This window comes from Paraburkholderia sp. BGA-UO-ETr-F12 (assembly GCF_059567945.1).
This window is the reverse complement of the sequence record NZ_JCAQOZ010000064.1, coordinates 77,522-100,760: the sequence shown is the minus strand read 5'-3', so window position 1 is coordinate 100,760 and position 23,239 is coordinate 77,522. Positions and strand designations below refer to the sequence as shown.

7 protein-coding genes and 1 pseudogene are annotated in these 23,239 nt (G+C 64.1%); 2 read left to right on the top strand and 6 right to left on the bottom strand.

Annotated elements, in window-relative coordinates; genetic code table 11:
- The first annotated feature begins 185 nt into the window (after positions 1-185).
- On the top strand, positions 186-2,375 hold the full coding sequence (locus AC57B6_RS32200) for a TonB-dependent siderophore receptor (protein ID WP_496422840.1): 2,190 nt from the start codon (positions 186-188) through the stop codon (positions 2,373-2,375).
- A gap of 3 nt (positions 2,376-2,378) precedes the next feature.
- Here the strand turns inward: AC57B6_RS32200 and AC57B6_RS32195 are convergent, their stop codons facing one another.
- Positions 2,379-3,311, bottom strand: a complete 933-nt coding sequence (locus AC57B6_RS32195) for a LysR family transcriptional regulator (protein WP_046572536.1) — start codon at positions 3,309-3,311, stop codon at positions 2,379-2,381.
- 128 nt (positions 3,312-3,439) lie between these two features.
- On the opposite strand from AC57B6_RS32195, the gene AC57B6_RS32190 reads away from it, so the two are divergent.
- Positions 3,440-5,173, top strand: a complete 1,734-nt coding sequence (locus AC57B6_RS32190; protein WP_496422839.1) for an MFS transporter — start codon at positions 3,440-3,442, stop codon at positions 5,171-5,173.
- Between the two features lie 380 nt (positions 5,174-5,553).
- On the opposite strand, the gene AC57B6_RS32185 is transcribed toward AC57B6_RS32190, so the two are convergent.
- The 5 genes and pseudogenes from AC57B6_RS32185 to AC57B6_RS32165 form a co-directional block, all read right to left on the bottom strand.
- Positions 5,554-6,375 (bottom strand): formyltransferase family protein, encoded by an 822-nt coding sequence (locus AC57B6_RS32185; protein WP_474631435.1) that lies wholly within the window; start codon positions 6,373-6,375, stop codon positions 5,554-5,556.
- 112 nt (positions 6,376-6,487) lie between these two features.
- Positions 6,488-6,679 (bottom strand): annotated as a pseudogene (locus AC57B6_RS32180) (TonB-dependent receptor domain-containing protein); the annotation flags it as partial.
- Between the two features lie 60 nt (positions 6,680-6,739).
- Positions 6,740-8,119: a lysine N(6)-hydroxylase/L-ornithine N(5)-oxygenase family protein gene (locus tag AC57B6_RS32175; protein ID WP_496422838.1), complete on the bottom strand. Its 1,380-nt coding sequence runs from the start codon at positions 8,117-8,119 to the stop codon at positions 6,740-6,742.
- 77 nt (positions 8,120-8,196) lie between these two features.
- Complete coding sequence (locus AC57B6_RS32170) at positions 8,197-13,251, bottom strand: amino acid adenylation domain-containing protein (protein WP_496422837.1); 5,055 nt, start codon at positions 13,249-13,251, stop codon at positions 8,197-8,199.
- 109 nt (positions 13,252-13,360) lie between these two features.
- Positions 13,361-23,134, bottom strand: a complete 9,774-nt coding sequence (locus tag AC57B6_RS32165) for an amino acid adenylation domain-containing protein (RefSeq protein ID WP_496422836.1) — start codon at positions 23,132-23,134, stop codon at positions 13,361-13,363.
- Positions 23,135-23,239: the final 105 nt, after the last annotated feature.

Sequence of the window (23,239 nt, the reverse complement as noted above, 5' to 3'; positions counted from 1 at the left end):
AGACAGATGTCTTATAGAGGACTTGAGAGACAATCATATTGTTAATGCGAATCAGATGCATTACTATTCATGCGCAGTCGAAGTCTGGACCATCCGTTTAATCATTACTCGCCGAACGATGCCGTCGCGCACATTTCTGGTGCGTTGCGCCGTCCTGCCCAACCGTCCTGCCCAACTCAAACAATATGCAGAATCTTCTCGTCGCCAGCCGCCCAGCGCGGCCAACGCTGATGCGCGGCCATCGCCGCATACCGTCTCTCCTCAGTGCGGGGCTGTTCGTCAGCGTCGGATTATCGTTATCCACGCTATCGTCATCGGGATGGGCGCAGGCCGCGGCAAGCGAAGCCGGCGGCACGCTGCCCGCCGTAAGCGTCTCCGCCGCGAAAGACACTGCCGTGGCACAGGCCGATACGGTCAGCACCGGCGCGCTGGGTACGCGCAAGGCAGTGGACACGCCGTTTTCGACTCGCACCGTGACGAGCGAGGAAGGCAAGGACCTGTTCGCGACGACCGCCAACGATCTCTTCAAGTACGACCCGGCCGTGTCGGTCAGCAGCGAGAACGCGGTCGCCGAGAACTCGATGTTCCAGGTGCGCGGCATGCCGATCGACACACTGAACAGCATCAAGGTGGATGGCCAGACTTTCCCGTCGTGGGACACCGACCTTTCGCTCGAACCATTCGAGCAGGTGGAATTGTTGAAGGGCCTATCCGGTTTCATGTACGGCTTCGGCTCGCCGGGCGGCATCGTCAACTACGTGCTGAAGCGCCCGACCGACGATCCATACCGCAGCATTTCGGTCGGCTACAGATCGGCCGGGGTGTTCACCGAGGCGATCGATCTGGGCGGCCGCTTCGGTAACGACAACCGTTTCGGCTATCGCCTGAACCTCGTCAACGAAGACGGCAACACCGCCGAGCAGAACGGTCATATTCGCCGCCAGGTCGCGTCGCTCGCGTTGGACTTCCGCATCACGCCGGACCTGACCTGGACGGTCGACGCCTTCTATCAGAAGCGTAAAACCAACGGCACGCTGTTTGGCCTCGGCTTCGGCAGCGGTCTGGGGATTCCCGACGCGAGCACCGTCACCCACGCGCTGACGCAGCCGCAGAATTACTATCAGACCGAGATGGCCTCGTTCGGCACGGGCCTCGATTACCGCCTCTCCGAGAACTGGCATGCGAGCGTGAAGTATCGCTTTGCCAAGGAGAATCGCACCAACTCGGATAGCTTCCTGTACGTCACCGACGCCGCCGGCAACTATTCGAACACGCTTTATGCGGCGATGACGCGCTACTTCTATCAGAACGTCGACGCGATGGTGGAGGGCAAGTTCAACACCGGCAGCATCAAGCATGACGTCGTAGCCGGCGCGAGCTACCAGACGCAAACCGCCGAGTACAGCAACAGCACCGGTTGGAACAACGGCTATTTCCTCGGCACCGGCAATCTGTACAACAGCACCTTGCTGACCAACGACGAAGTCAGCATCGGCTCGGATCTCTATCGTCAGCAACGCATCACGCAGGCGGCGTTGTACGCCAGCGATACCGTGCAATTGACGTCGCGTCTGTCCGCGCTGGCCGGTGTGCGTTACACGCAATTCCGCCAGCACCAGTACGATCCGTCGAGCGCCGTCACGTCGCAATACAGTGCGAATCCGGTCACGCCGACCTTCGCGCTCATGTACAAGACCGATCCGTATTCGACGGTCTATGCGAGCTATGTGCAGTCACTCGAACAGGGCGGCGCCGCGTCGAACACCAACCTCAACTATCCGGCCACGTATGGACCGTTGAGGAGCAAGCAGTACGAAATCGGCTTCAAGACGGATCACGCGAAATGGGGCGCCAATCTCGCGCTGTTCCGCGTCGACCAGGGCTACTACTACACGAACACGGCCAACCTGTTCGTGCAGGACGGCACCAAGCGCTACACCGGTATCGACGCGAGCGGCTGGCTCGCGTTGACGAGCGAATGGCGCGTGATGGGCGGCATGATGTGGCTCGATACGAAGGCCGTCGACATCGACGACCCGGCTATCGAAGGCAAGCGCATTTACGGCGCGCCGCGCTTTACCTTCACGGGACGCATCGAGTACAACCCGTCGTATCTGCGTCCGCTGACGCTGGCGTTCGGCGGCAAGTATGTCGGCAACCAGGCCGTGGATGCAGCCAACACGCAGTTCGTGCCCGCCTATACCACCTTCGATCTGAGCGGCCGGTATGAGACGAAGATCGCCGGCAAGGACGTGACATTGCGCGCGGGCATCAACAACATGTTCAACCGCCGCTACTGGACCACCGCGTGGGGCTCATTTGTCTCGCCTTCCCCGGCCCGCACGGCCGTGGCTAGCGCGACGATGCAGTTCTAACCACTACGCGCGAGGCAGGGCGTCCACGCTGGGCGCCCTGACCATGGCGGGAATCTCGGCCACCAGCGCATCGATCGCACAGCGCGTTTTCAAGGGCAGATACCGGCTCTTCGGCCACACTACGTTGATGTCCTGCGAGGGTCGAAAACAGTTCTCCATGACCGCGACCAGTTGGCCCGTCTGCACATAACGTGTCAGCAACCAGCACGGCAGCCACGCCAGACCGAAGCCGGCAATCGCGGCGTCCACGATTCCCTGCATGTCGTCAAAGCCAAGTTGCGGCTCGACCTGCGCGCGGCGGATTTGCCCGTCGACATCGACCACATCCCATGGCTGCACGACGCCGGCCCGCAGGTAGGCGACGCTCGTGTGGCCACGCAATTCGTCCACGTTGCGTGGCATGCCGCGTTGCGCGAGATAGGACGGCGCAGCGCCAATGCTCGCGTACTGCACACCCAGCCGACGCGCCGCGAGACTCGCGCTGTCGGGCAGCGGTCCGATCCGCACGACCAGATCGAAACCCTCCTCCACCATGTCCACGAAGCGATCGCTGATCGAAATTTCGACTTTCAGTTGCGGATGTCTGCGCGCCAGGCCGAGCAGAACCGGCGCGACGCAATAATGGCCAAAGGCTTGCGGCACGCTTACCCGTAGACGTCCCTTCGGTTCGCGCCGGCCTGAATCCAGATCGGCTTCGGCCGCCTCGAGTTCGGCCAATGCCCGCACGCAGCGGTCGTAATAGGCTTGCCCGTCTTCGGTGAGACTCTGGCTGCGCGTGGTGCGGTTGAGCAGGCGCACGCCGAGGCGTTTTTCGAGCCGCACGATCACCTTGCCGACAGCCGAGCGCGTCAGATTCATGCGCTCCGCCGCCAATGCAAAACTGCCCGTTTCGACCACGCGCACGAAGGTCGTTACGCCATCAAGCATGTCGCTCATAGCCTCACCTAATTGGTTCCTTCAAAGACACATTCATTGGATTGAAAGGCGTCAATAGGGACAGGAATTCCCTTCTATATTACACACTCTCTGGTGGCCCAGGCCATCGACAATCGAGGTGAATTCCTATGTCCAGATATCGGAACGCGTCGCCACGGCACGACGAACCGCCGCGCGCCGGTGGCACGGCGGCCACAACAGCCACCACGACGGCCGCAGCCGCCGCCGGTTCCACCACGCGGCAATCGTGCGCCGACCGGCCCACGTCCAACGAAGCGGCGCAAAAAACCCGCTTCTCCGTCCGCAAGAACACGCTGGCGTTAGGCGCCGTGTGTCTTGCCTCACTGATGTTCAGCCTCGAAATCTCGAGTGTGCCGGTGATCCTGCCCACTCTCGAGCGCGTGCTGCACGGCGACTTCAAGGGCATGCAATGGATCATGAACGCCTACACGCTTGCGGTAACCACGGTCCTGATGGCGACCGGCACGCTGGCGGACCGCTTCGGCCGCCGGCGGATTTTCGTCATTGGCATTGCGCTGTTTGGCCTGACTTCGTTGATATGCGGGCTTGCGCAGAGCGTGCCGACGCTGATCGTCGGGCGTTTGTTGCAAGGCGCGAGTGGCGGCGCGATGCTGATCTGTCAGGTCGCCGTGCTCTCGCACCAGTTCAACGAGGGGCCTGAGCGCGCCCGGGCATTCAGCGCGTGGGGCATTGTTCTCGGCATCGGCTTGGGCTTTGGGCCGATCATTGGCGGGATGATCGTGGCGGTGTCGGGATGGCAATGGGTCTTCTGGGTACATGCGCTGCTCGCCATCGCGACCTTGGCGCTAGTCTTTGGCGGCGTGCAGGAATCGCGCGATCCGCACGCGCATACGTTCGACGTGGCGGGCATGGTCACGTTGTCGCTGGCGGTTTTTGGCCTGGTGTATTTCATCACCCAGGGCCCCGCCCTTGGCTTTACCAGTTCGCGTGCGATTTTCATTCTCGTGGCGACGGTGCTTGCCTTCGTGGCATTCCTGTACGCGGAGCGATTCAGCGCACGCCCAATGTTTGATTTTTCGGTATTCAGGATTCCGCAGTTTTCCGGCGCGTTGATGGGTTCCGCCGGCATGAACTTCAGTTTCTGGCCTTTCATGATTTACATTCCGATCTACTTCCAGATCGGACTTGGCTACGACAGCGTGACTGCGGGGCTGGCCTTGCTTGCATACACGCTGCCGACGTTGCTGTTTCCTCCGCTGGGTGAGCGACTTATTTTGCGCTACGGCTCGGGAATCGCGATTCCCGGGGGGCTCTTCGTCATCGGCCTTGGTTTCATGTTGATGAAGTACGGCAGCAGCGTTGCGCATCCGAGCGCGCTGACGATGCTGCCTGGCTGCCTACTCGCCGGGGCCGGTCTTGGCTTGACGAATACACCCGTAACTAACACGACAACGGGTGCCGTTCCTGTGGAGCGAGCCGGCATGGCATCTGGCATTGACATGAGTGCGCGGATGATTACGCTCGCGATCAACATTGCGTTGATGGGTGCGATCCTGATTGCCGGCATCCTGTTCCACCTGAAGGCGAGATTGCCTGCAACGATCGACGCGGGCCTGCTTGCCCGACTTGCCGAGAAGGTTGCCGCGGGGGATGCTGAAGCTGTCAAAGCGGGAATACCGGTGCTAGCGCAAATCGATCCCACGGGAACAGCGGTTCACGCCGCATTAATCGACGGCTTTGGCTGGGTGATGCTATACGGCGGCGCTGGCGTATGGGTGCTCGCGGTGCTGAGTTTTGTGATTTCGGGCAGCGCATCGAGGCGGCCAGGAAAAGTAGCAACCCGTCCTGCGCAACAAGTCGCCCGCTGCGATTCGTGCTGAAGCATCAGACTGACAGACCGCCGAGGTTCATCCGATGACGGCAACACATGGCCCCAAAGAGGTCGAGACCTGAATCGAGATCGGCGGTAAGAAATGAGCGTCGGCGCGCGCAGCGCCGCCGGAAGTATGACTGCCTTGTCACTGAGGCGGAATGTGCGAGGAGACAGATTCCAGATGCACCACTGCCGTGGCTGCGCGGGGGACCCGCTTAAAAATTAGCGGTGTGAGCCGCTTTCTTTTGCCTACTTTTCTTTGCGGCAGGCAAAGAAAAGTAGGTGCCGCCCCGCACAGGGGCAACGCTAATAGACCACTAACAAATCAAGGAAAGGCCACCCCCATCAGCGCACAAAAAAAAAGCACCGCGCACGCCAAACAAACCCTCACCCGGCCAACACAGCCAACCCCTCCTTCAAAGCCGGAAACAAACTGCGATTAAAATTATTCCACCGTAGTTCAAGAATAGTGTCGTCCTCATCGATCTCGGTATTGAGCACATCATGAATCACCTCCCCCGAATCGATCCCTTCATCGACGTAATGAAACGACGCCCCCGTAAGATAAAGCGGCTCCACAGCCACAGTCTCCATGGTCTTCCAGTTCACCACCTTCTTCCCCCGCGCCCCATACAAAGCATCGAGCGTCGCATAAGCTCCACGCCGTTCATACGGCGATTCTTCGCGCGTCACTCCCGGGTGAATATTCACGATCTTGCGATGGAACGGCGCTCCGGGCCGCACCAGCTCATCGAGAATAATCAACAACCCATCCAGCACGACAACATCAGCCTTAAGCTCAATCAAGGTATCGAGCAGATGCTTCTCAAAACGGCTCTTCCCGGCAACCCGCCCCTCCGCCCCAAGCGGCTCACGCCGATACGTAGAGGGAATTGCGAGCAATAGCGCATTGACAGCCTTCCCTTGCACCTGCAAATCCGGCGGATAGAACCACCGCTTGCCAGGTTCGTAGGAAAACCCATACTCCTTGAGCTTCTCGCGATCGAGCGCAGAACCAGCATCATCGTCGTAGATCACTTTCTCAAGCGAGTACTGCTCACCGAGTTCGGTATCGTTAAGCGCTTCCACGAGCGACTCCAGCACCGACTTCATGTAGCGCGTGCCGCTCCTGTAAGCGATATCCTGCCCCGCCTTATCGGCGGCCGCGTTTCTAAGAGACCAGATATAAACGAGCTTTTTCTTCGGCATAGTCGATTCGAACACGTATCAGTAGTTGCAAATGAGATAAAAAAACCAGCGGCGTTCGAACGGCACGTGAAAAGCAGCCCAATCCGTCGCGAACGCCTTCCGCTTACCAGTCGTACTTCGCCGTCGCGATCACCGAGAAATTACGCGTCACGTTACCCACGCCGCTCAGTTCGATGCCGCGCGAGCGCACCTCGCCCGTCTGCACCGACGTGCTGCCTGTCGGATCGAGCGCAAGGTCGGGCGTGACGACGTTGGTCTGGTTGATCTGATAAATCGCCGCGTTCAGCATCAGATTCCTCCTGCCTGTTGCCCACTTCATCTCTCGATGCTCCAGGTTGTGATGCGCCCAACCGGCCGCGCTTTATCAAAGAGCGAACACCATGCGACCCTTGCTCGTCCCGTTTTCTTCTGTTTGTGTCGTCCGGCTGGCCGACCGGCCTTGTGAGGTGTGGTGAGCAAGCGATGCGGCGATCTCGTCGGAGCGCAGCGCGAGAACCGACAGCAACGTGTCGGAGAGCCCGTGGCTGTCTTCACAGCAGCCTTGCAGGTAAATGCGCGGCTTGAAACTCGCGGGTGTGGCGAGCCGGTAATCGCGTTCGACGTTGCCTTGCGCAAGCGCGTCGCCCAGATGCGGCGCAAGACCTTCGAGCAATTCAAAATGCGTGTCGCGGCGATACCCCGTCGCCAGCACGAGCGCATCGAACTGCTCGGCGCGCGCGTGGCCGCTCAAGCGATCGCGCAGCGTGAGTTCGATCTCGCCACTGGCCGTGCGCATCGCCGTCTCGATACCCGTATTCGCCAGCAGCCGGTGGCGCGGTTCCGCGGACACGTTCTGCATATAGAGCATTTCGTAGATCTGCTCGATCAACGGACGGTCGACCACCGCATAGTTGGTATCGCGAAAGCGCTCGATCAACGAACGGCGGCCGTCTCTCGGCTGCGCGTAGACGATGTCGGTAAAAGCCGGGCTGAAAATTTCGTTGACGAACGGGCTGTCGTCGGCGGGCTTGAGCGCGCTCGAACGGATCACGAGGCTCGCGTCGACGTGCGGATAGCGGCGCGTCAGATCGACGAATACTTCGGCCGCGCTCTGCCCCGCGCCGATCACGGCCACCCGTTTGCGCGGACCGCCGGCGTCGCCCACCACGCGGTCGATCGAAGTCAGATACTTGGACGAGTGCACGATATTGTGCGAACCGAGCGCGGCAAAGGCCTCCGGCACGTGTGCGCCACCGCCGATACCAACCGACAGCGCGCGCGTCACGCGCTGCCACTCGCGGCCCTCTTCGTCGCGCGAGAATACACGTAGCGCTTCGACCTCGTTCACGTTACCGATTGCCTTAACCGCTTCGATACCGATCACCGTCTGGCCGTAATGCACGCGTTCATCGAACGATGCGGCCACCCAACTGAGGTAATCGTGAAACTCGACACGCGTCGGGTAGAAGCTCTTCAGGTTCACGAAATCCGCGAGACGTCCCCGCTCGAACAAATAGTTGATGAACGTGAAGCGGCTGGTCGGATCGCGCAGCGTGACAAGATCCTTGAGAAAAGAAATCTGCATCCGGCAATCGTCGAGCAGCATGCCGCGGTGCCAGCCGAACTCCGGCTGCCGTTCGATGAAGCAGTGGGCGATGTCCGCGTGGCGTCCCTTGCCGGCCTCCTCGGCGAGGCGCACGGCAAGCGCCAGATTCGACGGCCCGAAGCCGATGCCGATCAGATCAAATACGGTATCTCTGTGCATGTCGCAGGTCCTTATCGGTGTGAGCCGGCGCGCCGTGGGGCTGGCCGGAGAAAAATGCTGGTCGGGCGGCGCGGGCTTTAGCCGGCATCCCGCGCCTCGATAGCAGCCGATGCCGCCGCCACGATCCGCGCACTCAGACCAGCGAAAGTCGGCGCAGCGAACACGTCGGCAATCGAGAGCGCGTGCCCCGCCGCCTGCGCCGCGTCGACGAAACGCACGACGTCGAACGACGTCGCACCGGCTTCGAACAGATCGTCGTGATGAGCAGGCGTGTTGCCTTCGAAGAGATCGCTCCAGACGCGCTCAAGCGCCTCCGCGTGTCGGGCCGCTTCGTTGTGCAACGCGCCGCGGACGTTCATGTCGGCAAAAACGCCGGGCGTGGCAAGTGCAAAGCGCGCCGGCGACTCACCGAGCGCTTCATGCGGCGCCTCGAGGAACTGCCGCACAACGTTGAGATAGTCAGCGGCCAACGCCTCGACGAAGCGGCCGTCGACCAGCTCGTCCGCATACGAAAACGCCCCCGTCACGCGACCATCCGGATGCTCGACCACGTCGAGTTCCAGTTCGAATACAACGCGATGCCGCACGTCGTTGAAATCGTCGAGCGTCAGGCCGGCCCAGTCGTGTGCCTTGGCGCCAGCCGGGCGCAGATAGTTGAACATCACCGAGAAGAGCGGATTGCCGGGTTCCGGGCGCGGCGCGCGCAACGCGGCGACCACGTCGGCAAAGGGCGTGTCCGCGTGCGAATAGGCGGCGAGGGCGGCGTCGCGAACGTCAGCCAGCAGCGCGGCGGGGGTGTCCGTTTCAGCGAGCCGGGTGCGCACGACCACCGCGTTGATAAAGAGCCCGAGTGCGCGGCGCGCGGCCTCACCCGTCAATTCGCGGGTCGACGCGAGCACGCCGACCGGCTGATCGGTCGCGCCGGTCGCGCGATAGAACGCGACGTTCAACGCAGCGTGCAGCAGCATCGGCAGGGTTGCGTGGACGTCGAGCGCCATTGCGCGGGCGCGCCGCACGACGTCTGGGGAGAAGACAAAAGCGAAGCGGCCTGCGCTCCAGCGCGGCGCCATGGAACGGCCGGACGTCGGCGGGGGTAAAACGTGCGAGGGCGCGTCGGCCAGCACGTCGCGCCAGAATGACAGACGCGCGCGTGGCGCCGCGACCGGCAAAATCAACGCTTGAGGCAAGGACGATGACCGACCCGGCGCTGCCGGTGACGCACCACGCACGATGGCCACATAAATCGTGCGGACTTCCTCGAGCCACAGATCGATCGAATGGCCATCCGACACGATGTGGTGCACGACCAGCGACAACACATGATCGTGTTCGTCGAGACGCAATAGCCGCGCGCGCCAGAGTGGCGCGTCGTCGATCAGGTCGAATGGGGTCAGCGCGTCTTCGTCCGTGAGCGCAACAGCGGCAGACTCTCGTGCGGCGGCCGTCGCTTCGCGCGAAAGCAGATCGATCACCGGCATTTCGAACGGCGTCAGCGCCGCGATCCGTTGGCCCGGCAACGCCCCGTTGCGTTCGACAAGGCGCGTGCGCAACGCCGGATGCCGCGCAGCGGCGCCGGCAAACGCTTCGCGCAATGCGCCGAGATCGAGCGGTCCGCGCAGACGCAGCGCGACAGGAATGTTATAGGCCGCGCTGTGCGGTTGCGCGCGCCATAGAAACCACAGACTCAATTGCGCCGCGGACAGCGGCAACACACCTTGCGCATCGGCCAGCACGCGCGGATGATGCGTCGCTGCTTCGTTTCCGGATCCCGCCTGTCCACCGGACTCGAGATTCGCTTCAACCACCGTCTCACTCGGCGCCGCGGCCATCACCCGCTGCGCGTACTGAGCCAGGACCGGCGCTTCGAAAAGCGCGCGCACCGGTACGTCGCGTGCGAGCCGCTCGGCCACGCGCGTCGCCACTCGCACCGCCGCGAGCGAGTGCCCACCGAGTTCGAAGAAATGATCGCCACGACCGACGCGTTCCACGTCCAGCACTTCGCAGAAAATCGTCGCAAGTGCCGTTTCGAGTCCGGCGGCGGGCGCCTGATAGGTCCGCGCGACGCGCTGCGGCTCCGGCAATGCGGCGCGGTCCACCTTGCTGTTCGTGTTGCGCGGCAACGCATCGAGCACGACGATATGCGCGGGCACCATGTAATCGGGCAACGTGTGACGTAGATGCGCGTCGAGTTCGGCAGCATCCGCACGCGTGGTGCGCTTGCCGGCCTCCGCGCTCAATTCGACATACGCCACCAGCGCCGCTTGTGCCCCCTTGCCGTGCACGATCGCCACCGCTTCGCGCACGTCGTCATGCGCGGCGAGTTGCGCCTCGATCTCGCCCAACTCGATACGCAAGCCGCGTAGTTTCACCTGATGATCGACACGGCCGATAAAGTCGAATACGCCGTCCGCGCGCCGCTTGACGAGGTCACCCGTACTATAGAGCCGCGCTCCCGGCGCCCCGAACGGATCCGGCACGAAGCGCCCGGCAGTAAGCGCGGGCCGATCGAGATAGCCACGGGCAACGCCCACGCCTTCGCCACCCAGATACAGTTCGCCGATCACCCCCACCGGCAGCGGATTCAGCCGGGTGTCGAGCACATGCGCGGAGCGCGCGCCGACCAGCGTGCCGATCGGCAGATACGCACTGTCGGCGAGCTTCGCGACATCCTCCGTGGGATAGAACATCCACAGCATCGGCGTGATGACGGTTTCCGTCGGTCCGTAACCGTTGACGATGCGCGCGTTCGGAAACGCGCGGCGCATCAGCGCGAAGGCCTCGCGCGAAGTCGCCTCGCCGCCGACCGTCAGCGACCGCAGCGTTGGCGGCGCGCCGTGCGCGAGTGCCCATTCAGCAAGCTGCGTCGCACAACCGGGCGGCACATAGGTCATCGTCACGCCCTGGCGGACCATCATCCGGCAGGTTTGCGCGGGCGGCCATAGCGTATCGGCAGTGATCGCCACCGCGGCGCCGGACATGTACTGCGAGAACCATCCCTCGTGTGCGCCGTCGAAATTGACCGACTGGAACAGCAGGAAGACATCGCTTTCCCCTGCGCCGTAACGCTCGGCAATCGCCGCACAATGCCGCGCGAACGACCCGTGATCGACTACCACGCCCTTCGGCTTGCCGGTCGAACCCGAGGTGTAAATCACATAGGCCGCCTGATACGGCGATACGGCCGGCAACGCGATCGGTGTAAGCGAATGATCGTCACGCTGCGGCTCTTCGTCGATCAGCCAGAGATGCAAGCGATCGGACGCCGGCAACGCGGCCAGACTGGCGCGCTCGGTAATGACGTGAGTGATTCGGGCGTCGTCGAGAATCTGGGCGAGGCGTTCGCGCGGATGGCCCGGATCGAGGGGCACGAATGCGCCGCCTGATTTCAACACGGCGATCAGGCCGACCAGCAGATCGACCGAGCGGCTCAACGCCACCCCAACGCGCATCTCCGCGCTCACGCCGGCGGCGACAAGCCGTTGTGCCAGCCGTGTGGCGCGCGCGTCCACCTCGCCGCGTGTGAGCGAGCGTTCGAGATCCGCAACGCCGCGTGCATCCGGTCGTGCGTGAGCATGATCGGCCACGCGCTGATGAACCGGTCTGAAAGCATCCTGACGATCGACCGCTGTGTCGTTGTTCCACGCATCCAGTTGAGCGCGCTCGGCGTCTGGCAGCCATTGCAAATCGCCAACCGGCGTTGCGGGCGCCGCAGTCGCATTCGACAGCAACGTGACGAAACGCGCGGCTAGCCGCTCAATCGCATCCGCCTCGAAAATGTCGAGCGCGTAGATAAAGCAGGCATCCATGGAGCCATCGTCGCGTTCCTCGAAACCCAGCGTTAGATCGAACTTGGCGAACGGCATCCCGGACGGCAATTCGGTCATGCGAACGTCGGCAAGCGAAGGCAAACGACGACGCGCGCCATAGGCTGCCATCACCTGAAACAAGGGATGATGGCTGGCGCTGCGCACCACGCCGAGCGCTTCAACCACGTGTTCGAACGGCACGTCCTGATGCGATTGGGCGTCGATGAGCGTTTGCTGGGTCGCATCGACCAAGGCGGCGAACGATTGCGTGGCGGGAACGGGCGTCGCGAGCGTCAGAGTGTTGACGAAGAAGCCGACAAGGCCGGCCGTTTCACCGCGCTCGCGATTCGCGGCGGGCACGCCGATCTGAATCTGCGCTTCGCCCGAGGAACGCGCGAGCAGGGCATTGAGCGCCGCAAGCAGCACCGCGAACGGCGTGGCACGCCGGGTATTCGCGAGCGCCCTGGCCTGTTTGACAAGCTCGACGTTCAGCACGAAGCGGTGCCGCGCACCACGCGCGCTCCGTCGTGCCGGACGCGGTGCGGCGCCCGGCAGTATCAGCACATCGCGGCCCGCGTCCAGCCGCTCGCGCCAGAATGCCAGTTGGCGCTCCCGTTCACCTGCATCGAGCCAGCGGCGCTGCCATAGCGCGTAGTCCGCATACTGGATCGGCAAGGACGCCAGCGATACCGCTTCATTCTTCGCGTACGCGTGATAGAACGACGCCAGCTCCGCGAGCAGCACGTCCGCCGACCAGCCGTCCGACACGATGTGATGCGTCGTCAGCGCGAGCCAATGTGTCGTCGCATCGAGCCGGATCAGATGCACGCGCATCAGCGGACCGAGCGACAGATCGAAAGCCTGCGCTTCATCTGCTTGCGCGATGGTGGCCGCGCGCGCCGCCCGCTCGTGCGCCGGCAATGTGCTCACGTCGCTCGCATGCCACGGGCAGCGCGACGGCGCATGCACGGTCTGCAACACCCCGTCCGCGCCCTCGGCGAAGGTCGTGCGTAACGCCTCATGGCGCGCGATCAATGCGTCGCATGAAAGACGCAGTGCGTTCGCATCGAGCGCGCCGTCGAGCCGCAGACGCTCGGTGATGTGATACGCCGCCGGTTCGTCGATCATGCGCGCGTGCAGCCACAACCGCGTTTGCGCGAACGAAGCCGGCGCGCTGGCAGCCCGGTCGGCGCGCGGCGGAATCGGCAGCACGCGAAAATCGATGCCGGCGGCGTCGAGCTTCGTGAGAAAAGCCTTGCGCTGCGCGTCCGGCAGGAGCGCGAAGCGGGTCGCGAGGGAAAGCAGGTCCGGTTTGGCTGTCGTCATGCTGGGTGGTCTCAGTGCTCAGTGCTCAGTGCTCAGTGCTCAGTGCTCAGTGCTCAGTGCTCAGTGCGGGCAGGCGGGCGTGATGCGTGATGGCGGGGCGCAGGTTCGCTCATTGCAGTTCGAGTTCACCGAGGAGTGCGTCGATCGCACTCGCGGTGTCCCCGCCGGTGCTCGCATCGCGTTCGGCCAGCGCACGATCGATCGCGGCGGCACAGCGTTGCAGCGTGCGTTCGTCGAATAGCGTGCGCAGCGGCAGAACCAGCGTCCACTGCAGATTGGCCTGCGCGTTGGCCTGCGTGGCCAGCAGCGAGTGGCCGCCGAGGGCGAAGAAGTCGTCGTCGCGGCCGACCGATTCGAGACGCAGTACGCGCGCCCAGATCGCAGCGAGTTCGCGTTCCGTGCCGGTTTGCAAAGACGTTGCCGCCTCTTCCCCAGAAGACTGGCGACGAACTGGCGCCGGCAGTGCATGCCGATCGCACTTGCCGTTCGGCGTCACCGGCAGCACCGCCAGGTCGATCAGTTGCGCGGGTACCATGTACGCGGGCAATTGAGCACGCAGCGTATCGAGCAAGGCATCCGTGTCGATCATATGGTCCGCCCCTCGCGCAACGTAGCCGATCAGTTGCTCGTCACGCACGACCACCACCGCGTCGTGCACACCTTGCTGCGCACGCAGCAAGGCTTCGATTTCACCCGGTTCAATGCGCTGGCCGCGCAGCTTCACTTGTGTGTCGATACGACCGAGATAGTCGAGCGCGCCATCCGCGCGACGGCGTGCGAGGTCGCCGGTTCGATAGAGACGTGCGCCCTGCACGAAAGGATCGGGGATGAACCGCTCCGCCGTCAGCGCGGTACGGCCGAGATAGCCGCGCGCGAGTCCCACGCCGCCCAGATACAGTTCACCGACAGCGCCTGGCGGCAACGGCTGCAGCGCCTCATCGAGTACATGCAGTTGCAGATTCGCAATCGGATGGCCGATCGGCACGGATGCCGCGCGTGCATCGCGTGCGTCGCAGGTCCAGTGCGAGACGTCGATGGCGGCTTCGGTCGGGCCGTACAGGTTGTAGAGCCGCGCATTCGGCAAGTGTTGCGCGACACGTGCCACCAGTTCCGGTGCGAGCGCTTCGCCGCTTGCCACGATCCGCTCGATGCTCGCGCAACGCGCCGCCGCTTTGAAATCTTCCAGATGGGCGACAAACGCGGCAAGCATCGACGGCACGAAATGCAGCGTCGTGACGCGATGCGTTTCGATTGCCGCGACCAGCCGCGCCGGATCGCGATGGTCGCCCGGCGGCGCGATCGCGAGTTTCGCGCCGACCGTGAGCGGCCAGACAAACTCCCATACGGATACGTCGAAGCCGAACGGCGTCTTGTGCAGCACGACGTCGTTCGCATCGAGCCGATACGCGTCCTGCATCCACGCGATCCGGTTCGCGAGCGCACGATGCGTATTGCCCGCGCCCTTCGGTTTGCCGGTCGAACCCGATGTGTAGATCAGATAGGCCAGCTGTTCCGGCGCCACTTCCATCGCCGCGGCGAGCGCGACCTCGCTGCCCAGCAGTTCGTCGACGGTCAGCGTCTTGACGTCGACATGCTCGACCGCGGCGATCACACGGTCCCGCAGATGCGGCTGCGTCAACACGACTGCCGGTTTGGCGTCGTTGAGCAGATACGCGATACGCTCGGCCGGATAGTCCGGGTCGACAGGCAGATAGGCTGCCCCTGCTTTCAGCACGCCGAGCAGCGCGATCACCATGTCGAACGAACGCTCGGCGCACAACGCGACCGCCGTATCCGGCCGAACGCCCGCTTCGATAAGCGCGGCCGCGACCCGATTGGCGTTCGCATCGAGCGCGCCGTAGGTCATCTGCTGCACGCGTCCTTGAGGATCGGTGAATTCGAGCGCGATGGCGTCAGCGTGCGCGACGGCCGTCTGCGCGAATTGCCGGTGCAGGGGTTGTTGCCGCGCTTGCGGCCAGGATCGAGTGGTCGCATTGGCGCTCGCCTGCGTCGCGAGATCGTCAGCGGTCGCAATCGAGATCGTGCCCAGCAGCGCGTGTGGATCGGCGATCAGAGCGCTCAGGCAATTGGCAAATGCGCGATGCAAAGTGGCCACGCGCGCTGCATCGAGTTGTGCGGCGTCGTAGCCATAGTCGATCGTGAGCGTTGCGCCAGCCTCGATCACCAGGGTGAGCGCGAAGTCGGTTGCTTCGATATTGCGCAACTCACGCAGCTTGAGCGCGCGTTCGTCGCGTCCTTGCCAGGCTTCATCGACTGGATAGTTTTCGAACACGACCAGCGTGTCGAACAGCGCCCCGCCACCCTGGCCTGCCCACTGCTGGATTTCGTAGAGCGGCGTATGCGCGTGCTCCGCTGCCGCGGCATTGTCGCGCTGCAGTTCCTGAAGCCATGTCGATGCAGAACGTTGCGGCAACGGTGCCGTGATGACCGGCAGCGTGTTGATGAACAGGCCCAGTACCGTGCCGGCGTCCGGCAGCGCGTCGGGCCGGCCAGCCACGGTCGCCCCGAATGAGACAGTCCTGTGATGCGTCATGCGTTGCAGCGCGAGCGCCCATGCTCCCTGCACCACGGTGTTGACGGTGACTTTCAGGCGGCGCGCCGTTTCAGTGAGACGTGCCGTGGTATCGGCATCAAAGGATTCACGCCGCGTGAGGTGTTGCGGCGCGTGCGGGTTTTCCGGTTCGCCGTTGTGATTGGACTCACGGTCGGCGATCAGAGTCGGCTCGTCGATAAGCGCGAGACGCTCCATCCAGAACGCACGCTCCCCTTCGGTGTCGCGTGCCGCGAGCCATGCGATGAAATCGCGGTAGCGCGTTTTCGCCGGCGCGGCGAACGGTTGCGGACGCCGCGGCTCAATATAGTCGCGCAACACGTCGGCAAAAAAGCGTGCCGTGCTCCAGCCGTCGAGCAGCAGATGGTGACGGGTCCAGACAAGATGCCATGCCTGATCGGTCACCCGGATCAGCGCGACGCGCATCAAAGGCGGTGACGTCAGATCGAAACCACGCGTGCGGTCTTCCGCGAGCCATGTTTCAAATGCATCGAGTGCCGCGGCGCCTCGATCGCGCCAATCGAGGATCTCGACCGGCATGCGCGCCTGGCGGTGCACGATCTGCATCGGCGCGGCTTCATCCGGCGTAAATCCGGTGCGAAGAATATCGTGACGCGGCACCGCACCCTCGAACGCGGTGCGCAAACGCTCGACGTCCGGTTCGATCAACGTCGCGACCAGTTGATTCACATACGTCGATTGCTCTGGCGCGAACAGCGAGTGAAACAGGATGCCGTGCTGCATCGGCGAGAGCGGGTAAATATCGTCAACGGTGCGCAGATCGAGCGGCAAACGCTCCAATGCAGCCTGCGTGAGCCCCCCAGCGCGCGCGAGCGGATAGTCACCCGGCGTTGCCCCGCCGCCGCGTTGCACAAGACGCGCCGCGCATGCGGTGGTCAACTCGCCCAGCGCCGTTTCGAAACGCTCGGCGAGCGCTTCGATCGTCGCGCGCTCGAACTGCGTCGCGCCATACACCCAATGGATTTTCAGCGTGCGCGCGGTATCGCCATCGACATACGCGTGAATCGCCAGAGCGTTACCGATCGGACCGGCCGGATCGCGCTCGCAACCCACGCCGCCGAAGCGCGGCACCAGCGCAGCCTCGCGCGATGCATCGAACTGGCCGAGGTAGTTGAAGGTCACGCGCGGCCGCGGCACGGCGGCGAGCGCAGCGCGCACGGTCGCGTCGCCGTAGTGGCGCAGCACACCGAAACCAAGCCCCTTGTTCGGCACCGCGCGCAGCGCATCCTTGACCACGCCGAGCGTCGCCGCCGGCGTGCTTTCGACAGTGAACTGCAGCGGATAGTGGCTCGTCAGCCAGCCGGGCGTGCGGCTCACGTCGACGTCGTCGAACAATGCCTCGCGGCCATGGCCCTCGAGCTCGATACGGCAGCGAGGCAAACCGAGCGACTGTGCCAAAGCGGCGATCAGCAGTTCGAGCATCTGTGTGCGGTAGGCCGCGTTTGCCTCCGTCAAGGCGGCGCGCGTCAAATCCGCGCTAATCGTCTGAATGACAGTTTGTGCGTCTGCGTTCGTCGCCCTGGCTTGTGGATGGTCAAGCGGCAGATCGTCGTAAGGCGCCGTCAGTGCCGCCCAATACGGCACTTCGGCGGTAAATGGCGAGTTCGCGACGTCGAGCGCGGCACGAGCGAGCCGCGCCGCCCAGTCCTGCGCGCGTGTGCCCGTCGACGCCAAACGTACCGTGCGGCGCTCGCGCGCGGCGCGATAAGCGGCGTCGAGATCGTCCAGCAACACGCGCCACGATACGCCGTCGACAATCAGATGGTGAATCGCCAGATAGAGCCTCGTCGTCCCATCGGGCAGCAGCGCGGCGAGCGCGCACACGAGCGGACCGTGCGTGAGATCGAGCGTGCTTTGCAGCGCGTCGAACTGGGCGAGCGCGTCGTTCTCGTCACCTGCGCAAGCGACTGCGAGCGGGAGGGTTTCGAACGCGCGTGGGGCAAATGTGAGTTGCCATTCTCCACTGGGACCACTCGGGGCGAAACGGTGACGGAAGATCTCGTGATGCGTCAGCAGCGTTTCGAATGCGCGGGCGAACGCATCGGAATCGAACGGCGCCTCGGCATCGAGTTCGATCGATTGATTCCAGTGACCACGTTGCGCAATATCCAGCGCGAAGAAGCGCAGTTGCGCGGGCGTAAGGGTCGTGCCTTGTTCGGTCTGTGACGACGCCGCTTGTGCTTTAACTGTGGAGGCCATGGCGTGCGTCGCCGGCGCAGCCGCATCCACCGTTGTCGCAACGCAGGCGAGTTGTGCCGGCGTCGGCGCGTCGAATAGCTGTTTCGGCGTAAAGCGCACACCGCGTTTGCGTGAACGCGCGATCACCTGCAATACCAGAATCGAATCTCCACCCAATTCGAAGAAGTTGTCGTCGCGGCCGACGCGTTCGGCTTTGAGCACTTCCTTCCAGACCGCGGCAAGCGCCTCTTCCGTTGCCCCTTGCGGCGCGCCGCCTTCGGCAACGGCCGGCGCCGGCGCGGCGGCAAGCGCGCGCAATGCGGCACGGTCGACTTTGCCGTTCGCGGTCACAGGCAGCGCGGCAACGATCAGCATTACTGCCGGCACCATGTAATCCGGCAGACGCGCGGCCAACGCCGCATGCAATGCGGGCTCATCGAGACGCGCACCATCGGACGGAGCGACGAACGATGCAAGCCGCAAGCGCCCTTCATGCTCCACGGCAAGCGTTTCCGCCTGAGCGACGCCTTCGAGCGCGCGCAGCGCGGCGCTGACCTCGCCAGGTTCGACCCGATAGCCGCGAATTTTCACCTGGTCGTCGAGCCGGCCAAGAAACGCTAGTCGACGGTCAGCGCGCAATTTCACGCGGTCGCCCGTTCTGTAGAGACGTTCGCCCGGCGCGCACGGATGCGGTACGAAACGCTCCGCGGTCGCGGCGGCGCGGTTCAGATAGCCCCGTGCGAGCCCCGGACCGCCGAGATACAGTTCGCCGATCCCACCTGGCGGCACACCCGCACCGTGGCTGTCGAGCACGCACGCGTAGGCGTTGGGCAGCGGCAAGCCCAGCGGCACCGACTGCATGATCTGCGCGATCCGCACAGGTTGCGTGGCCGTGTGCACTTGCGCGGGGCGAGCTTCCGGAAAACGCAAGGCAGCGTGTGACGGAGCAGACGTGTCGAAGATCAACGCACCGACGGTCGCTTCGGTCGGACCGTAGTGATTGATCACGCGGCACGCCGGCTTAAGCGCCGCGATCCGCTCGACCAGCGACCACGGCAGCGTTTCGCCGCCCGTGACCAGTGCATGCGCAGGCAGTACGTCAGCCGCTTGCTGTGCGTCGAGCAGCGCATGCAGATGGCTCGGCACGATCTTCAATACGCCGACCTTGCGCGCGCGCATCTCGTGTGCGAAACGATCGGGATCAAACGCGCATTGAGCCGGCAACAGATGTAGCGTGCGGCCCGAACACAGCGCACCGAACAGCGTCGTGTGACCGAGGTCGGCGCCGACGGTTGAGACCATCGCCATCGAGGCATCGGTGGCAAAGGCGAGTTCGTCCAGCATGCCTGCGACGTAATCGGCCAGCGCGCGATGCGAGATCACAACGCCCTTGGGCGTGCCGGTCGACCCTGAGGTGAAGATCAGATACGCGGCCTGGTCAGGCAGCGGTGCCGGACGGATGGCGTGAGTGCTCGTGTTCGCGTTGGCGCTAACGGCAACATCCGTCTGCGCTAACGAATCAATATCGAGCGTCGTGGCATTACCCGACGCTGACGCGGCCACCGCACCACCCGCGCTCAGCATCCATTGCGCGCCGCAGGCATCCACGGCGGCCGCCAGTCGCTCGTGTGGCGCAGCCGGATCGAGCGGCACCGCGCAGGCCCCCGACTTCATCACGCCGAGCAGCGCCACCGCGAAACGCACCGAGCGCTCAATGCAGATCGCGACCGGCTGCTCCGCGCCGATGTTGCGTTGCTGCAAGGTGAGTGCAATGCGCCCGGCCGCGTCGTCGAGTTCGGCGAACGTAAGCTGCGTATCGGCGTCCGCAAGCGCGATGCGATGCGGCGTTTCACTCGTGTGACGTGCGAACAGCGCGAGCACGCTATCCGCCTCCGGCTGAAGCGCTCGCCCCTGCCGGGCCGCGTCGTATTCCGGCCCATCCGCGCAATCAAGTTCGGCGATCACGCATTGCGGATCACGCACCGCGTCGGCAACCAGCGCGGCGTAACTATTCAGCCAGGCCTGCGCGGTCGCGTCATCAATACCGTCGAGCGCATACGCGATCACCAGTTCAATGCCACGCGGGTCGTCCGTGAAATCGAGTGCGAGGTCGAAGCGGGCGGCAAGATCGAGCCCCGGCGACATCCGCACCGACGCGCCCGGCAATTCAGCCGTCAATTCCAGATCGAACTGCTGCGCGAATTTGACCTTGAGCCATTCTTCGCCACGCCGCACCGGCGGCTTGATGGCGTCGAGCACCTGATCGAACGGCACGTCCTGATGCGCGAAGGCATCGAAAGCAACGCGGCGCACGCCGTCGAGCAACGCCGCGAACGACTGGTCTGGCGCAACACGCGCGCGCAAAGCCAGCGTGTTGAGGAACAGGCCGACTAGCGGCGCGACTTCCGCGCGTTGCCGATGCGCAATCGGCGCGGCGACCACGATGTCGGTTGCACCGGTCAGGCGATACAGCCACGCGTCGAATGCCGCCAGCAGCACGGTAAACGGCGAGGCTTGGGCGCGCCGCGCGGCTTCGCGCACCGCGGCGGAGACCGTTTGCGGCAGCCGCAATGCGAGCCGGCCGCCGCGATAGTCGCGTTGCGGCGCACGCGGCCGGTCGAGTGGCAAGGCAAGCGGTTCGGGCGCGGAGCGCAACGCATTGCGCCAATAGGCAAGCTGACGCTCGCCTTCGCCCGCGGCGAGCCAGTCGCGCTGCCACTGCGCATAGTCCGCGTACTGGACGGGCAGCGCAGGCAACTGCGGCGTGCGTCCTGTCACAAACGCTGAGTAAGCCGCCTGCAGTTCGTCGAACGCGCAACGCGAGCTCCAGCCGTCGCTGATGGCATGATGGGTCGTCAACAGGAAACGTTGCGCGTTGTGGCTGAGCGTAATGAGCGTGGCACGCACGAGCGGGCCATTCGATAGATCGAACGACGCGCCGACGTGTTGCTCCGTCAACTCCGCGAGCCGCAACACGCGCTCGGCCTCATCGCAGGTATGCAGGTCAATTTCCGCAATCCGCACCGGCAACGCTGCGTGAATGCGCTGCATGACGATGCCATCGTCGGTTTCGACGAGTGTCGTGCGCCAGGCTTCCTGACGCGCGATCAGACTATCAAGCGCGCGTTGCAGGGTCGTGAGATCGAGCGCGCCCCGCACGTCCCATTGCACGGCGACGTGATAGGCCGAGCCGGCATCGCGCGTTTGCGCCAGCACCCAGAAACGCTGCTGGGCGAACGAAGCAGCCCGGTCGGCGAACACAGCGGCCGAAGGCTGCAGCACCGTGATCTGCTGGTGCCGGCTCACCGTCGATTCCGTCTCGCCGGTGTCGATCAGCACCGCGAGTGTTTCGAGCGGCTGATCGTCGAACAACGTATCGAGCCGCAAATTCACGCCCCATTCGATCCGGATCGCGGCCTGCAATTGCATGGCCGCGAGGGAATCGCCGCCGCGTGCGAAGAACCGGTCGGTACGGCCAATCGGTGTGGGATCGTTCAGGAGTGTTTGCCAGATATCGGCAAGACGTTGCTCAGTGACCGTTGCGGGCGCGGCATAATCGGCGCCGGCCGCAACCGGCAGCGCCGCCACGGCGTCGCGCAATGCGGCGCGGTCGAGCTTGCCGTTCAGCGTGTAAGGCAGGCGTTCAAAGCGCGCGAAACGATGCGGCAGCCACGCCTGTGGCACATGCGCGCCGAGATGCGCCTGCAATGCTGCGTCGTCAAGTGCTTCTTTCAGCACCACGCAGGCAATCAGTTGCGTCCTGCCTGCCGTCGCATCGGCGATCACACCCGCATCGGCAACCACCGGATGCGTCAGCAGACAGGCCGCGATCTCGCCGGGCTCCACGCGAACGCCGCGCACTTGCACCTGATCGTCGATGCGGCCGAGATAATCGAACGAGCCGTCCGCGCGTTCGCGCGCGAGGTCGCCGGTACGGTAGATCCGCTCCCCCGGTTCGCCGCTTGCGTCCGGCAAGAAGCGTTCGGCGGTAAGCGCCGCGCGCCCATGATAACCACGCGCGAGACACACGCCGCCGAGCAGCAATTCGCCGGCCTCGCCGCGCCGCACTGCGCCGTCGATACGCGCCGCACGACGTCCGATCGGCCAGCCGATCGGCAGCGAGGCGTAACCGTTACCCGCTTCGAGCATCGGCGTCGTATCCGGGTCGACCGGCCACAACATCGGCGAAATCACCGCCTCGGTCGGTCCATAGCCATTGACGAGCCTGACCGACGGGAATACGCGGCGAATCTCGTCGAAGCTGTCCTGTGACATCGCTTCGCCGCCGAACAGCAGCACGCGCAGCGATGGCGGTACGCCGAGGCGCTCGCAAACGTTCGCGAATTCGCGTAGATAAGCGGGCGGCAAGGTGGTGTTGGTCACCCCTTCACGCAGCATGAAGGCGTGCGTGGCTTCCGGCGGAAACGGCGGCGGGTCGCTGATCACCACACTGCCGCCCACGGCGAGAGGCACCAGCCACGCTTCGATCGAGACATCGAAATTCACCGAGGCGAAATGCAATACGCGATCGGTCGCGCCAATCAGCAACGACTCAGCGAGCGCGTCGCCGTGCGCGGCGAGCGGCCCGTGTTCGACGGCAACCGCTTTCGGCGTGCCGGTCGAACCCGATGTGTAGATCATGTACGCGGCTGCGCGCGGATGCACCGGTTCGTCGTCGCCATCGAAACGCGGTGCGGCGGCGTCTGCCAAAGCATCGTTTGCCACGTCGAAGCATTGCGCGAAACGTGCGCGCATGACCGCATCGGCCGAAGCATCGACAATGCCGTGAGCGAGACCCGCGTCCTGGGCGACCCAGTCGAGGCGTGCCGCCGGATGACGCGGATCGAGCGCGACAAACACGCCGCCCGCCTTCAGCACGGCGAGCAAGGCGACAAACAGATCGCAAGAACGCGCAACACATACGCCAACGCGCACCTCCGTCGTCACGCCCGCTTCACGCAACTGTGCGGCGAGTCGCGCCGCGCGGCTGTCCAGTTCGCCGCGCGTCAGTCGCACGGTATGCGGCATGAACGACGCCAACGCGGGCGCATCGGGTTCGACACGCGCCAAAGCGCGGATTCGGTGGTGCAACGCAATCGGGAAGCTCGTCATGGGCGTGAAATCCGTTAGAACTGGCCGCGTCGGCCAAGTCGCAGGCCGCAATGGGCCGCTTCATTGGTGTGACGATCCGCGCTTGCAAATCTTTACCGTCACCGT